Origin of the sequence: Bradyrhizobium sp. Ai1a-2 (assembly GCF_000426245.1) — a bacterium.
Taxonomy (GTDB): domain Bacteria; phylum Pseudomonadota; class Alphaproteobacteria; order Rhizobiales; family Xanthobacteraceae; genus Bradyrhizobium.
Map to the genome: position 1 here is coordinate 9241 of NZ_KE384513.1, position 13882 is coordinate 23122.

Annotated in this window: 16 protein-coding genes; 2 read left to right on the top strand and 14 right to left on the bottom strand. The window is 62.4% G+C overall.

What is annotated here, in order from left to right; translation table 11 throughout:
- Positions 1-546: 546 nt before the first annotated feature.
- The 6 genes from K288_RS0143605 to purC form a co-directional block, all read right to left on the bottom strand.
- Entirely contained in the window at positions 547-2151 is a 1605-nt protein-coding gene (locus K288_RS0143605; RefSeq protein WP_027584891.1) for an ABC transporter substrate-binding protein, read from the bottom strand.
- A gap of 180 nt (positions 2152-2331) precedes the next feature.
- Positions 2332-3300 carry a tripartite tricarboxylate transporter substrate binding protein BugD gene (locus K288_RS0143610; RefSeq protein ID WP_027584892.1) on the bottom strand — a complete coding sequence of 323 codons (969 nt, stop codon included), beginning with the start codon at positions 3298-3300 and terminating at the stop codon, positions 2332-2334.
- Positions 3297-3998, bottom strand: a complete 702-nt coding sequence (gene purQ, locus K288_RS0143615) for a phosphoribosylformylglycinamidine synthase subunit PurQ (protein ID WP_027584893.1) — start codon at positions 3996-3998, stop codon at positions 3297-3299. Before purQ ends, K288_RS0143610 begins: the two co-directional genes overlap by 4 nt.
- Complete coding sequence (locus tag K288_RS0143620; RefSeq protein WP_027584894.1) at positions 3995-4249, bottom strand: hypothetical protein; 255 nt, start codon at positions 4247-4249, stop codon at positions 3995-3997. Before K288_RS0143620 ends, purQ begins: the two co-directional genes overlap by 4 nt.
- 11 nt (positions 4250-4260) lie before the next feature.
- Positions 4261-4503: a phosphoribosylformylglycinamidine synthase subunit PurS gene (gene purS / locus K288_RS0143625; protein ID WP_027584895.1), complete on the bottom strand. Its 243-nt coding sequence runs from the start codon at positions 4501-4503 to the stop codon at positions 4261-4263.
- Between the two features lie 16 nt (positions 4504-4519).
- Positions 4520-5287, bottom strand: coding sequence for a phosphoribosylaminoimidazolesuccinocarboxamide synthase (gene purC, locus K288_RS0143630; protein ID WP_008974302.1), 768 nt, complete (start codon positions 5285-5287; stop codon positions 4520-4522).
- Positions 5288-5621: 334 nt separating this feature from the next.
- On the opposite strand from purC, the gene K288_RS0143635 reads away from it, so the two are divergent.
- A complete protein-coding gene (locus tag K288_RS0143635) occupies positions 5622-5945 on the top strand; it encodes a DUF1476 domain-containing protein (RefSeq protein ID WP_027584896.1) in 324 nt (107 codons plus the stop codon).
- Between the two features lie 17 nt (positions 5946-5962).
- Here the strand turns inward: K288_RS0143635 and K288_RS55445 are convergent, their stop codons facing one another.
- The 8 genes from K288_RS55445 to K288_RS0143675 all read right to left on the bottom strand — a co-directional run bounded on the left by K288_RS55445 (position 5963) and on the right by K288_RS0143675 (position 12957).
- Positions 5963-6358 carry a hypothetical protein gene (locus K288_RS55445; RefSeq protein WP_244443502.1) on the bottom strand — a complete coding sequence of 132 codons (396 nt, stop codon included), beginning with the start codon at positions 6356-6358 and terminating at the stop codon, positions 5963-5965.
- Between the two features lie 123 nt (positions 6359-6481).
- On the bottom strand, positions 6482-6970 hold the full coding sequence (gene cynS, locus K288_RS49255; protein ID WP_051335085.1) for a cyanase: 489 nt from the start codon (positions 6968-6970) through the stop codon (positions 6482-6484).
- Between the two features lie 62 nt (positions 6971-7032).
- Positions 7033-7959, bottom strand: coding sequence for an ABC transporter ATP-binding protein (locus tag K288_RS0143650; protein ID WP_027584898.1), 927 nt, complete (start codon positions 7957-7959; stop codon positions 7033-7035).
- A gap of 4 nt (positions 7960-7963) precedes the next feature.
- Positions 7964-8803, bottom strand: a complete 840-nt coding sequence (gene ntrB / locus K288_RS0143655) for a nitrate ABC transporter permease (RefSeq protein WP_027584899.1) — start codon at positions 8801-8803, stop codon at positions 7964-7966.
- Positions 8804-8831: 28 nt separating this feature from the next.
- The gene (locus K288_RS0143660) at positions 8832-10217 is read right to left on the bottom strand and encodes a CmpA/NrtA family ABC transporter substrate-binding protein (protein WP_027584900.1); all 1386 of its coding nucleotides are present in this window, start codon (positions 10215-10217) and stop codon (positions 8832-8834) included.
- 106 nt (positions 10218-10323) lie between these two features.
- The gene (locus tag K288_RS0143665; RefSeq protein WP_027584901.1) at positions 10324-11205 is read right to left on the bottom strand and encodes a sulfurtransferase; all 882 of its coding nucleotides are present in this window, start codon (positions 11203-11205) and stop codon (positions 10324-10326) included.
- 52 nt (positions 11206-11257) lie between these two features.
- On the bottom strand, positions 11258-12376 hold the full coding sequence (locus tag K288_RS0143670) for an acyl-CoA dehydrogenase family protein (protein WP_027584902.1): 1119 nt from the start codon (positions 12374-12376) through the stop codon (positions 11258-11260).
- Between the two features lie 38 nt (positions 12377-12414).
- Positions 12415-12957 (bottom strand): OsmC family protein, encoded by a 543-nt coding sequence (locus tag K288_RS0143675; protein ID WP_027584903.1) that lies wholly within the window; start codon positions 12955-12957, stop codon positions 12415-12417.
- 234 nt (positions 12958-13191) lie between these two features.
- On the opposite strand from K288_RS0143675, the gene K288_RS0143680 reads away from it, so the two are divergent.
- A complete protein-coding gene (locus K288_RS0143680) occupies positions 13192-13854 on the top strand; it encodes a TetR/AcrR family transcriptional regulator (RefSeq protein ID WP_027584904.1) in 663 nt (220 codons plus the stop codon).
- Positions 13855-13882: the final 28 nt, after the last annotated feature.

Sequence of the window (13882 nt, forward strand, 5' to 3'; positions counted from 1 at the left end):
TTGCCACCGTCACCCTTAGGGATGTTTCCATCCCCCAGGACTTAGCGCCAGCGTCGGGGCGCCGGGACCACACGACTTCGCCGTCCGTGATGCGTCTGCTCGTCAGTCACACGCATCGCGTCCACCGCATCTCACCGCAACGTTCGTGACGATCGCGACCCGCCCCTCATTCGGGTGAGACGCGCGGAGTTAAATCACTGATTTGCCCGACGACGGAAGCGGAATGTTTTTCGCGCGAGGGCTGGACAGCCTTTTGGCTGATTTGCCCGTCGGGTTGATTTGTCGCACCCGTTGTCTCCACATCGTCATTGCGAGCGGAGCGAAGCAATCCATAGCGCCGCAAGCGGAGGCGTGGATTGCTTCGCTCCGCTCGCAATGACGGAGGCTATCATTCCGGGGCGCGCGAAGCGCGAGGGCGGAATCCATTGGGCCACATGCGCAGGCTGAGAAATGGATTCCGGGCTCGCGCCAAGGGGCGCGCCCCGGAATGACGGCGCCCTGAACTGGCTGCGGGCGCCGCTGAGGGCTGAGAAGCCCGAAAGCGCACTATTGCAGGCTGACCAAGGTCAGATCGACGAACCACGACTGCGGCGAGACGAATCCCTTGACCTTCGGGCTCATCGCGCGCGGGTTGAGATCGTGCACGATGTAGAGCCACGGAGGGTTATCGACGAGACGTTCATGCGCCTTGCGATAGGCAGCCGCGATCACCTTGGGATCGGTGGACTCGGAGATCGTCTTGAGCGCATCGTCGAACTCGGCGTCCTTCCATTGCTCGAAATTGAATCCGTTCGGCGAAAAATTCTCGGATGAGAAATAGCGCGCCATGACGCCGGCATCGGAGGACGGCGAAGAGATATTGAGCCCCATGGCGCCCTGTAGCGTGGGACTATCGGGCGTCGCCCGCGCGGCAGTCAAAAGAACCTGCCACTCGATCACGTCGAAGGCCACGTTCACACCGCAGGCTTCTTTCAGGTTTTGCTGCAGGAATTCGTTCATCGGCAAAGGCAGCATCTGGCCCGAACCGGAATTCGAGATCAGCATCTTGAAGGACAATGGCTTCGCCGCCGTGTATCCGGCCTCAGCAAGCAGCGCCTTGCCCTTGGCGGGATCGAACTTGTAGCGGTTGACCGGCGAGCCGAAATCGGGGTCGCTGGCCTTGAGCCAGCCTACCGAAGGCTCCGCGGTCCTGTTGAGGAGCGCAACGAGCCCTTCCCGGTCGATGCAATAGTTCAGGGCCTGGCGGACCTTCACGTCTTTGAAGGGGCTGTTGGTCGCGCCGATATTGTAGAACCACGGCCAGACATGGGGATATGAGCCGGTGGTAATGGCAAAGCCGGCTGATTTCAGCGAGTCGATGCCATCGGCCGGCGGCACCTCGATCCAATCGACCTGACCGGAACGAAGTGCGGCCAAGCGCGAATTGGCTTCGGGGATCGGCATCAGCACGACATTGTCGACCTTCGCCAGCTTGCTCGTGTCCCAATACCCATTCCAGCGCGCGAGATCCGCCTCCTGTCGCGGCACGACCCTGGTGATGCGGAACGGTCCGGTACCGGCGGCCGGCAAAGTCGCGACCTTGGCCCAATCCCGCCCCGCCTTTTCGAACGAAGCCGGCGATGTGAACAAAAGGTAGACCGCCATGTAGGGGAGATAGGACGCCGGCTTGGTCGTGGTGATCGCGACCGTGAAGTCGTTGATCTTCTTGTAGCTGCCCATCACGGGAACGCGCGCTCGCGACATCGCCGAACTCGCGGGCTCGAATTGGGGGCTGGAACTGTTGAAGTAGCGCTCGAGATTCCAGATCACGGCATCGGCATTGAAATCCGTGCCGTCATGGAATTTCACGCCATGGCGCAGATGGAAGATCCAGGTCTTGTTGTCCTCGGGATCCTGTTCCCATTTCTCCGCAAGCCCCGGACGCAACCCGGCCAATTTGTCGGTCCTGGTCAAGTCCCACAGCACCAATCCCTCGAAGATCGGGTAGCCGAGAAAGCGCATTCCTTCGAAGCCGTTGTTCGGCAGCCCGGTGGCCGTGGGGATATCGGACGCCGTCATCCCGATGCGCAGCGTCGTTTCGGCCATTGCTGCGTGCGACGAAAGCAGCGCGGCGGTGAGCGTGAACGTGCAGCAAGCCTTGCGAATGAGCATAAAACTCCTCCCGTCCGGAAAGATCCGTGCCTGGATCGGGGGAAGTACGGGCAAGTTTCAGGCCACTGGAGCTTCGGTTCTGATCGAATCAGAACCGAAGCTCTAGATTCTTGTTTTGACGCGTTTTCTTCACGCGAACCGGTGTCCACTTCGCTCGAAAACGCTCTAGCGCGGGGCCGGCTATTTCTGGTCGTCGGCGAGCAACTTTCTGTATTTCTCGACGTCGCGCGTGACGAGTTGTTGCAGCACGTCCGCCGCATGCTCGTTGGCGTCAGGCTCAACCGTCGATAGGTCAGTGAAACGCTTTTTCACCGCCTCGCTCTCCACGGCAGTCCGCGCCGCGGCATTCAATTTGGCGATGATCTCGGGCGGCGTGCCCTTCGGCGCGAACAGACCGTTCCAGCCCTGCGCCTCGAATTCGGGCAGGCCTGCTTCCGCGGAGGTCGGCAGATCAGGCAGCGTCGCGAGCCGCACGGTCGAGCCGACCACGAGCCCCCGCACCAGCTTCTCGTTGATCGCCTGCGACACCGAGGCCGCCGCATCGCAGACGCCATCGATCTGGCCGCCGATCGCGTCCGTCAGCGCCGGTGACGCGCCGCGATAGCCGACCAGCGTCACGTCGATGCCGGCAGCGTTCACGAAACTTTTGCAGATCAGGTAATTCGACGAGCCGACGCCGGCATGACCAAGATTGACCTTGCCGGGATTCTTCTTCGCGTAAGCGATGAACTCCTGCAGATCCTTGGCGGGAAAATCCTTGCGTAACGCAATGATGCCAAAGGTCTTCGCGACCACTGCGATCGGCGCAAAGGAGTCCGGCGTGAACGGCAGTTTCGGATAGATCGTGTAGCTGGCGGCGCTGGTGCCGGCATTTCCGATCGCGATCGTGTATCCGTCCGGATCGGCACGCGCGGCACGGGCCAAAGCGGTCGAGCCGCCCGCACCTGCGACATTCTCAATCACGATCGGCTGCCCCAGCGCTGCGCTCATCTGCTCGGCAACGACGCGCGCGATCACGTCGGACGTGCCGCCGGCCGCGAACGGCACAATCATGGTGATGGGATGCTTTGGGAAATCCTGGGCGTACGCCGTCGTCGCAAGCCAAAGCGCCGCAATCGCCGCGAGGCACCTCGCGACGACAGCCTTCACGCGGCCTTTTCCAGATGCTGAACCAGACCGGCGAACAGGCCGCGACCGTCGGTGCAGCCCATGATGTCTTCGACGTGGTTTTCCGGGTGCGGCATCATGCCGAGCACGTTGCCGCCGTTGTTGACGATGCCGGCGATCGATTGCGCGGCGCCGTTGATGTTGTGGCGCTCGTCGACCACGCCTTCCGGCGAGCAGTAGCGATAGAGCACCCGCCCCTCGCCTTCCAGCCGCCTGATCGTCTCCTCATCCGCCTCGTAATTGCCCTCGCCGTGGGCGACGGGCACGCGGATCACCTGGCCGGCATTGTAGCCGCGGGTGAAGGGCGTATCGGAGCGTTCGACGCGCAGATGCACGTCGTGGCAAATGAACTTCAGTCCCGCATTGCGCATCAATACGCCCGGCAGCAGGCCCGATTCACAGAGGATCTGAAAGCCGTTGCAGACGCCGAGCACGAGACCGCCTTTGCTCGCATAATCACGCACGGCATCCATGATCGGCGCCCGCGCCGCAATCGCGCCACACCGCAGATAGTCGCCGTAAGAGAAGCCGCCGGGCACGACGACGAGGTCGGTGCCAGCAGGCAGCGCGGTCTCGGCATGCCAGACCATCGCTGGCTCCTGGCCCGAGATGAGCTTGAGCGCCCGCGCCATGTCACGCTCGCGATTGATGCCGGGGAAGACGAGGACGGCGGATTTCATGGCGTAGGCGCGTCGCTCAATTCTAGCCGACCCTCGATACGATCAAAACGGTGCTCGTGCCGAACCAGTGTCGCGTGGATGCTCGAAATTTCCTGAAATACGCCGGTAATCTCGTGACGAATGCCGTTCTGCGACGTGCGCGACGCCTGCATTTCCTGCTTGAGTTCGTCGATCTTACCATCACCCTGGGCGAGCCGCGCTTGGATGGCTCTCAATGCCTCAAACATTAGCTCAGCCGTAACGTCGGCCATCTGGCTCACCCTTAGGACTTCATCTCGATAGCATAGTTCTCGATCACGGTATTCGCGAGCAGCCTATCCGCCGCGTCCTTCAGCGCGGCTTCCGCCTTGGCGCGGTCGGAGCCGGCAAGCTCGATGTCGAACACCTTGCCCTGGCGGACGCTGGCGACGCCGTCGACGCCGAGCGATTTCAGGGCGCCCTCGATCGCCTTGCCTTGGGGATCGAGGATGCCGGATTTCAACGTAACGGTGACGCGTGCCTTCACTTAAACCTTGCCCCTCTCAGCTCTTCACCAGCACCGGGCCGGAGCCGGCCGGCCGCTCGTTCTCCATGAGGATGCCGAGCCGCTTTGCCACCTCGGTATAGGCTTCCAGCAGCCCGCCGAGATCGCGGCGGAAACGGTCCTTGTCGAGCTTCTCGTTCGACTTGATGTCCCACAGCCGGCACGAATCGGGCGAGATCTCGTCAGCGACGATGATCCGCATCATTTCGTTCTCAAACAGCCGCCCGCATTCCATCTTGAAGTCGACCAGGCGGATGCCAATCCCCAGGAAAAGCCCGGTCAGGAAGTCGTTGACGCGGATGGCGAGCGCCATGATGTCGTCGATCTCCTGCGGCGTCGCCCAGCCGAAGGCGGTGATGTGCTCTTCCGACACCATGGGGTCGTTGAGCTGGTCGTTCTTGTAGTAGAATTCGATGATCGAGCGCGGCAACTGCGTACCTTCCTCGATGCCGAGCCGCTGCGACAGCGAGCCGGCGGCGACGTTCCGCACCACCACCTCCAACGGCACGATCTCGACCTCGCGAATCAGCTGCTCGCGCATGTTGAGGCGGCGGATGAAGTGGGTCGGCACCCCGATGTCGTTGAGGTGCTGAAACAGGTACTCCGAAATCCGGTTGTTGAGGACGCCCTTGCCCTCGATCACCTGGTGTTTCTTGGCATTGAACGCGGTCGCATCGTCCTTGAAGTGCTGGATGAGGGTTCCGGGCTCGGGACCTTCGTAAAGGACCTTGGCCTTGCCTTCATAAATGCGGCGTCGACGGCTCATTGGGATGTACCGTGTTTTGTTGAAATCCATGAATCTGGTGTGCTCCGGTTGACAAGGGATCGAGGACCCACGACGGAGCTGCCGCGGAAGCCTGGAACCCAAAACAGAACAAGAACCAAGCCGTATGGCAACCTATCCGATTGGCCCATCCAGCACAATCGATCCGGACCCTTTTGGGCGACTTATCCGCCTTGGATTGCCACCCAAAAATCTGCCATTCTGCCTGCGGCTTAACGGCTCCTTGTCTTGCCGATTCGTCCCTTTTAATTAGGCATTCGCCGGGGCTGCCGCAACGCGAGCTCCACCCGTCCGACAGCTGGAATTGGAACCAATTATGACTACTTTCGACAAGCGCGAGGAAGGTTTTGAGAAGAAATTCGCCCTCGACGAGGAGCAGAAATTCAAGGCCGAGGCTCGCCGCAACAGGTTGCTGGGCATGTGGGCGGCGGAAAAGCTTGGCCTCACGGGCGATGCCGCCAACACCTATGCCAAGGAGGTGGTGGCCGCCGACTTCGAGGAAGCCGGCGACCATGACGTGCTGAAGAAGGTCCTGAAGGACCTGACCGCGAAGGGCGAGGCCATCACGGAGGGTCAAATCCGCGCCAAAATGGACGAACTGCTGGTCCAGGCCGTGGCGCAGGTGAAGGCGGGGGCATAAGCCCCCGCTATTCGGGGCTATTTCAACGTGATCTGAAGGCTCATCGAGCCGTTGATGTTGAAGCCTTCCTGCTGCTGACCGTACTGCCGGTTGATGTTGATACTACTGTTCACCGACTCCATCCGGCAGTCCTTGGCCAGCACCTCCCGCAGCAAATCGCATTCGTGCGCCGCCATTTCATAGACGGTGCGGCGCGCGCGTTCGCGCAGCTTCTGCGCCTCATCCCCCTCTCCGGTGGGGCCGACGATAAAGAAACTGATCGAGCTCTGCACCCGCACCGTTCCCTCCTGGCGCGGCGAACTGCCGGGCTGCTCGGCCATGATCCGCTGACCCGGCGTCTGGGCGAAGGCAGGAGCGATCAGAAACAGCAGGCCTATACCTGCCGGAAGAAGAAGGCGCGACGGCGACATCATGGCGGACCCTTGCGGTTGAAGTGACGGGCCGGTCTATAGCGACCTTAGATTGCAACAAGACGAACCGTTGCCGCGAAAAATCGATGCGCCACTTCATGCCGCGTTAACCGCCGTATTGTTGCTCTATCCTTCTTTGAATCCGTACTCCGGTACGTTGCCGCTGGCGCCGTAATATTTGAACGGCAGGAATTTTCCGGACATCGTGATTTTGACGCGGTCGCCCTTGGGATTGGGCAGGCGCTCCATCGCCATGTCGAAGTCGATCGCGGACATGATGCCGTCGCCGAACTCCTCCTCGATCAGCGCCTTCCAGGCCGGGCCATTGACCATCACGAGCTCGTAAAAGCGATAGATCAAGGGATCGGTCGGCGGCATCGGCAGGCCCTCCCCGCGCATCGGCGTCTCGTTCAGCAGCGCGATTTCGGATTTGGACAGGCCGAACAGTTCTCCGGCATTCGCGGCTTGCGGCTTGGTCAGCTTCATCTGGCCAAGGATCGCGCCGACGATCAGCACCTCGGAATAGCCACCGATATTCTCGCAGATATATTTCCAGCTCCATTCCTTCTCGCGCTTGATGTCGAGCAGCTTTTCGGTGAGGTCGGAACGTTTCATGGGGCTCTCCTTGCTTTTGTCGTTCCCGAGCTTGTCCCGGGCATTCACGTGGTTGGCGCAATTCAAGAGGACGTGGATGGCCGGGACAGGCCCGGCCATGACGTCTGGGTTGACGGCTTGGCTTCCGACGCGATCGCCAATTCAGGCAAGCCCGGCCGCACCGTCGGCACGTTGCGCGGGTCGTGACCGGTCGCTGTCGCCGCAAAGCTCTTGCTGCGGCTGACCAGGAAATCGATGATGTGGTTGCGGAGCGCGTAGTAATAGGGATGGCGGTGCAGGTCGATCCGGCCGCGGTCCTTCGGCAGCGGATTTTCGACGATTTCGGCCAGCACCGCGCCCGGGCCGTTGGTCATCAGGAAGATCTTGTCGGCAAGATAAATCGCTTCGTCGACATCGTGGGTGATCATGAACGCGGTCTGCCCGGTCTCGAGGCAGATGCGCCGCACCTCGTCCTGCAGCGTGCCGCGCGTCAGCGCGTCCAGGGCCGAGAACGGCTCGTCCATCAGCATGATCTTCGGCGTGATCGAGAGCGCACGGGCAATGCCAACGCGCTGCTTCATGCCGCCGGACAGTTCGGAGGGACGCTTGTGCTCCGAACCGGTGAGGCCGACGAGATCGATGAATTTCTGCGCGTGCGCCTTGACCCGCGCACCATCCCATTTGCGCCATTTCGAGCTGACGGCGTAGGCGACATTGCCGAGCACGGTGCGCCAGGGAAGCAGCGCGTGGCTCTGGAAGATCACGGCGCGATCGAGGCTCGTGCCCTCGATCGCCTGCCCGTCGACGATCACGGCGCCCTCGCTCGGCTCGTCGAGGCCTGCGAGGATGTTGAGCACCGTGGTCTTGCCGCAGCCGGAATGGCCGATCACGCAGCCGAACTCGCCCCGTGCCATCGAGAGCCACAGATCCTCGAACACGGTGGTGGTGCCGCCGCCCGCGCCCGGATAGCGCCGCGCGATGCCTTCGATGGAGATGAATTTGTCGGTCATCGCCCTACTCCGGAAACGTGACCATGCGCGTGAACCGCGCGAGGATCTGGTCGAGCAGCATGCCGACGATCCCGATCAGGAGGATCGCGATGATGACATTGGTGATCGAGAGGTTGTTCCACTCGTTCCAGACGAAGTAGCCGATGCCGGTGCCGCCGACGAGCATCTCGGCGGCGACGATCACGAGCCAGGCGATGCCGATCGAGATCCGCATGCCCGTCAGGATCGTCGGCGCCGCGGCCGGCAGGATCACCGTGAAGGCGCGCCTGACGGTGCCGACCTCGAGCGTGCGCGCGACATTGATCCATTCCTTGCGCACGCCGGCGACGCCGAACGCCGTGTTGAGCAGCATCGGCCACACCGAGCAGATGAAGATCACGAAGATCGCTGAAATCGAGGAATCCTTGATGGTGTAGAGCGCGAGCGGCATCCAGGCGAGTGGCGAGATCGGCTTCAGCACCTGGATGAACGGGTCGAGCGCTTTGCTGATCAATGGCGACATGCCGACCAGGAAGCCGAGCGGGATCGCGACCAGCACCGCGATGAGATAGCCCAGCCCGACGCGGCCGATCGAATAAGCGAGCTGGATGCCGAGCCCCTTGTCGTTGGGCCCGTTGTCGTAGAACGGCCGCCTCAAGTGCTCCCACAATTTGGCGCCGACATCGAGCGGACCCGGCATCGCCGATTTGCCTTGGGTGGCCGTGAGCCCCATCAGCTTCGCATATTCCGGGCTCATGTTGGTGGCCGGACCGGCGCTGCGGGTGGCAAGATGCCAGACGCCGATGAAGGCCGCGAACAGCACGACGGAAACGATCGCCGCGCGCAGGCGGAGGGAGAAGGTCATCGCCCTCTCCCTGTATCCGGACGTGCCGTCACGACGACTTCCTGATCTTGAAGCTGGCGAGATAGTCGTCGGGCTTCGCCGGATCGAATGGCTTGCCCATCACCGAGAAGGATTTGTAGGCGGTCGTCGGTGGCGTCAGCCCCATCTCGGCCATCACCTTGCCGGTGTCGGTGGCGAGATAGACCTGCTCGGCGATCGCCTTGTAGTCGACGTCGCCCTTGATCTGCCCCCAGCGCTTCATCTGGGTCAGCATCCACACCGCAAACGACTGCCAGGGGAACGGATCAAAGTCGACACGCTTGGGGTCAGTCTTCACGCCGCCGAGCCCGTCGGCATACGTGCCGGTGAGCACTTGCTCGAGCACCGTCACCGGCGCATTGATGTAGTTGGCCGGTGCGATCGCTTCCGCGATCTGCTTGCGGTTTTCGGCTTTCGACGCATAGGCGGTCGCGTCCACGATCGCGCGGGTCAAAGCGGCGAACGAATTCGGCGAGTTCGTGATGAATTCCTTGCTGGCCGCAAAGCTGCAGCAGGGATGCCCGTCCCAGATCTCCTTGGACAGGATGTGCATGAAGCCGACGCCATCATAGATCGCGCGCTGGCAGATGTTGTCTGGCGCGAGGAAGCCGTCGATGTTGTCCGCTCGAAGATTGGCGACCATTTCCGGCGGCGGCACCGCGCGGAGTTGCACATCGGTGTCAGGGTCGAGCCCGTGCTCGGCGAGGTAATAGCGCAAGAGATAATTGTGCATGGAATAGTCGAAGGGAATGGCGAGCTTCATGCCCTTCCAGTCCTTCGGATCGCGCTTGTCCTTGTGCTTCATCGCAAGCGTGATGCCCTGCCCATTGATGTTCTCGATCGCAGGGACGGCAAAAGGTATCGCATTGGCGCCGAGCCCGAGCGAAATCGCGATCGGCATCGGTGCCAGCATATGCGAGGCGTCGTATTCCTTGTTGATGGTCTTGTCGCGAATGACGGCCCAGCCGGCCGTCTTGACGACCTCGACGTTGAGGCCTTGCTTGGCATAGAAGCCGAGCGGCGCGGCCATGATGATCGGGGTTGCACAGGTGATCGGGATGAAGCCGACCTTGAGGTCCTTCTTCTCCGGCGCCGCGGTTTGCGCGAACACTTCCGTCGCGGTCTTGATCGGGAAGAACTGCGCCAGCGCCGCAAGCGCGGTCGAGGCCCCGACCGATTGCAGAAATGTGCGGCGCGCCATGTCCTGCGGAAACACCGCGCGCATCAGCGCGGAAGCGACCACGCCCTCGTAACGTTTCTCCTCGCTCTCGGCCGGCTCGCAACGGAACGTCGGCCCGGCCGCATCGTGCTCGGCGGCGGAACGATGCTGACCGCACGCGCAACCGGACTGGTTGAGCCTGCGGCTTGCATCGAACGGGTCATCGAAGGTGGACATGCTGCGCCCCTTTGTCACACCGAAGCGGCCGAAGTCCCGTTCCGCCGCTTCCGGAAGATTGCGTCACCGCCCGGCGCGCGCCGGACGGTGAAAAACCATGCACGTTCTATGCCGCTTTTCCGGTCAGCTCCGCCGCCGCGGTCGGCTGCCCCTCCTCGATCGGCAGCGACGGGTCGCGCGACCATTCGTTCCAGGAGCCGAAATACATCCGCACGTCCTTCACGCCGGCGTTCTTCAACGCGAGGAAGGTGTTCGAGGCCCGCGCGCCCTTGAAGCAGTAGAGATAGACCGGCGTGTTCTGGGTGATGCCGACAGTGGCGCATTCCGCCAGGATCTCGTCCCTCGACTTGAAGCGCGGGCCTTCCGCCGTCGGCTTCATCATCCGGTACCATTCGAGCCAGACCGCGCCGGGGATGCGCCCCTTGCGCGGGCAGAAGTCCTTGCCATAGGGCGAGGAGCTATCGCCGATCCATTCATCGACGTCGCGCACGTCGAGGATCGCGATACCGGGCTTGTCGAGCGCAGCCAGCACCGTCTTGGCGTCGATCAGGATCTCGCCTGCCTCCGGCACGATCGAGAACGAGGCTTTCACCGGCGACGGCACGTCCGTCGTAACAGGCAGACCCGCGGCGACCCAGGCATCGTAGCCGCCATGCAGCACCTTCACCTTCGGATAGCCAAGCATGGTGAGCAGGTAATAGCCGCGGCAGGACTGGCCGAAGCCGGAGCTCATCGACTGCTCGTAGACGACGGCGGTTTCGCTGCCCGACAGGCCGGCCGCGCCGAATGCATCGGCGAATTTGGTCTTGAGCTCGTGGACGCCGTCTGGCGTCGAGGTCGCCAGATAGGTGAAGATCTCATGCACGTTGACAGCGTTCGGCAGATGTCCCGCGGCGTAGGCCTCGGGATTGCGGGTGTCGATCACGACACACGGCTCCGTCTTCAAGAGTTCGGCAAGTTCGCCGGCAGTAATCAGAACGTCCGTCATGGCAGCCTCTCCTGTTCGTGGTTGCAGTCTGGGTGGATTTCGAAAGTTGCGTTCACGCCTCCGCCAGCATCTTGCGAAGCTGCTTGGTGGCGGGGGTGACGATGGCGACGAAATAGGCCTCGCGAAGCCGCCGCTGCGCGCGATGGCTCTTCAGATATCCGCGCGCGCCACAATGCAGCATCGCCGCATGCGCGGCCGCGACGCTGGCGTCGCCTAGTCGCAGCCGCAGCGCGACCACTTTCCGCCAGTAGGTGTCATCCTCATTGAAGGGATCGCGCGCCAGCGCCATCGCTTCGTTCTCGAACTCGGCATAAAGCTCGCGAAACTGCGTCGGCTGCTGCGGCAGATAGCGGTTGACATGGCCAAGCGGCGCACCGACCTCGTCCATGATTGCGATGCAGTCGCGGATCAGGCCGAACGCCATGCCGGCCTGCAGCAGGATGAAGCCGGCACGGATCTTTTTCACAAACGGCGCCGCGACCTCGGCGAGGATCAATTCATCCGGCACGAAGACGTCGCGGAACTGGACGCCGAAGGTGCCGGTGCCATCCATCGCCAGAAACGGCTTGCACGGCTGCAACGTGATCGCGGGATCGGAGCAATCGGCGAGGAACATGACGGTGCCGCCCTCCTCGTCCTCGCGCTCGAAAATGCTGCCGAAATAATGGTCGGGGCCGAGATTGGAGACCCAGGGCAACGCGCCCTTGACGATGTAGCCGCCTTCGACCTTGCGCCCCTTCAGCTTCAGCCGCTCGATGCCGAAGAAGCTTTTCATCGGGTTGGAGAGCCCGGTGCCGCCGAGAATGCTGCCGGTCGCGAATTTGTCGCCGAATTTTTCCGCGAGCTTCTCGTTGTCGGAATTCGACGCGTACCAGACCAGCGTGTTCTGGCACCAGGCCATGAAGGCGGTGGCGCCGCAGACTTCGCCGAGCGAAGCGATCGACTGGATGGCGCAGCGAAGATCGGCTGCGCCATCGCTTGGCTGATGACTGCCCCAGGCGCCGACATCGCCGAGCCGGCGCAACAATTCGTCCGGATAGATCGTGCCGGCATCGATGGCACTTGCCATCGGGGCGAGGTTCTTGCGCGCGATGGTGGCGACCTGGTCGGCGATCGACGTTCCCGGCAGGTCCTCTGCAAGCGCGAGCCGAGATGCAGCCAGTGTACCCATGAGTCCCTCCGCTCCCCGATGGCTTGTTGCGGCTGCGTCTACGCGCTGACTTCGAGATTGACGGGCCGCGTGAACGTATTGGCGACCGGCGACCATTTCTTCACATGCGCAACCAGTTGATCGATCTCCTCCTTCGAGACGCCCTCGCATTCCATGTCGACCTTGACGCGGACATCGGTGAAGCCGACCGGCTTCTCGCTGGTGTCGCCGGTGCCCCACACTGCCGTGATGTTGAGGTCGCCCTCGAGCTCCAGCTCGAGCTTGTTGACGGTCCAGCCGCGATGCACCGCATTGGCGTGCAGGCCGACCGCAAGGCACGAGCCAAGCGCGGCGAGCGACGCTTCGGAGGGATTGGGCGCTGTGTCGTCGCCGAGCAGGCCCGGCGGTTCGTCGACGATGTAGGGGGCAAGGTTGCGGATGTAGTTGGCGTGGCGGAATTTGCCTTCGGCCACGGTCTTGCACTTCAAGGTCTTGATGACCTTCGGGTTGGCCTTGCCGCTTTCAATGAGCTGTTCGAGTCCATTTCGGTCGATCGGGGCAAGGCAGCCCGTCAGCACTGTCTTTTGAGCAACCGCAGTCATCAATTTCTCTCCCTGGGAGTGAGGATACCGAACGGTCTGTTTCCTGCACGAAGCGTGCCAGACCGCACCGAAAGCAAAAGCTGAAACTCTCTCAGCGCTTAGCGCTGCTGCATCGAAATTGATCAGGACCGTCTTTGCCCAAATACCGCGCAGGCGCCGCGCGCTTGCGATTATTTTGAGCGCAGGGAAGAAGCGGCTTGATGATTGCGTAGGGCTCCGACTAAGCTGACGCGCATGGGCAGCAAATCGGTCTCGAAGAAGAAGTCACCCGCCGCTCCGGCCGCGGGCGACGATGAATCCGCGCGTGGGCGCCTGCTCAGCGCGGCGACCTATCTGTTCTGCAAGAACGGCATCAACGCTACCGGCATCGACGCGATCATCAATGCCGCCGGCACGGCGAAGACCACGCTGTACAAATTGTTCGGCTCGAAGACCAATCTCGTGCACGCCGTGCTGGAGGCGGAAGGCCGGCAGTGGCGCGAATGGTTCATCGGCGCGATCGAGGCTGGAGGCGGCGATGCGCAGACCAAGCTTGCACGGATATTTCCTGCGCTGAAGACCTGGTTCGGCGAGGAACGCTTTTACGGCTGCCCGTTCATCAATGCAGTCGCCGAACACGACAAGGACCAGAAGCAGTTCCGCGCCATCGCGCTGCGCCACAAGAAGGTTGTGCTCGCCCATATCGAAAAGCTTGCAGGCGAGATGGGCGCTTCCGACCCGGCCGTGCTTGCGCATCAACTCGCGCTTCTGATCGACGGCGCCATTGTCGCCGCCATGGTCTCGCGGGACCCCGGCGTGGCGGACACCGCAGCGCTCGCCGCAGGCAGCCTGCTTGCGCCGGCCAAGACGAGGAAGCCGAAACGGGCCGGCAGCGCAGCCGAGCTCGAGGCCGTGTGAGAACCTCCGCCTGCCCGGCGCCACTCAC

Bases quoted from the DNA above. Each gene is read 5' to 3' on its own strand.
- ntrB (WP_027584899.1), bottom strand. From the start codon at position 8,803: ATGACCTTCTCCCTCCGCCTGCGCGCGGCGATCGTTTCCGTCGTGCTG.
- cynS (WP_051335085.1), bottom strand. From the start codon at position 6,970: ATGAAACGTTCCGACCTCACCGAAAAGCTGCTCGACATCAAGCGCGAG.
- K288_RS0143660 (WP_027584900.1), bottom strand. From the start codon at position 10,217: ATGTCCACCTTCGATGACCCGTTCGATGCAAGCCGCAGGCTCAACCAG.
- purQ (WP_027584893.1), bottom strand. From the start codon at position 3,998: ATGAAATCCGCCGTCCTCGTCTTCCCCGGCATCAATCGCGAGCGTGAC.
- K288_RS55445 (WP_244443502.1), bottom strand. From the start codon at position 6,358: ATGATGTCGCCGTCGCGCCTTCTTCTTCCGGCAGGTATAGGCCTGCTG.
- K288_RS0143675 (WP_027584903.1), bottom strand. From the start codon at position 12,957: ATGACTGCGGTTGCTCAAAAGACAGTGCTGACGGGCTGCCTTGCCCCG.
- purC (WP_008974302.1), bottom strand. From the start codon at position 5,287: ATGAGCCGTCGACGCCGCATTTATGAAGGCAAGGCCAAGGTCCTTTAC.
- K288_RS0143620 (WP_027584894.1), bottom strand. From the start codon at position 4,249: ATGGCCGACGTTACGGCTGAGCTAATGTTTGAGGCATTGAGAGCCATC.
- K288_RS0143650 (WP_027584898.1), bottom strand. From the start codon at position 7,959: ATGACCGACAAATTCATCTCCATCGAAGGCATCGCGCGGCGCTATCCG.
- K288_RS0143670 (WP_027584902.1), bottom strand. From the start codon at position 12,376: ATGGGTACACTGGCTGCATCTCGGCTCGCGCTTGCAGAGGACCTGCCG.
- K288_RS0143635 (WP_027584896.1), top strand. From the start codon at position 5,622: ATGACTACTTTCGACAAGCGCGAGGAAGGTTTTGAGAAGAAATTCGCC.
- K288_RS0143665 (WP_027584901.1), bottom strand. From the start codon at position 11,205: ATGACGGACGTTCTGATTACTGCCGGCGAACTTGCCGAACTCTTGAAG.
- K288_RS0143605 (WP_027584891.1), bottom strand. From the start codon at position 2,151: ATGCTCATTCGCAAGGCTTGCTGCACGTTCACGCTCACCGCCGCGCTG.
- K288_RS0143680 (WP_027584904.1), top strand. From the start codon at position 13,192: ATGGGCAGCAAATCGGTCTCGAAGAAGAAGTCACCCGCCGCTCCGGCC.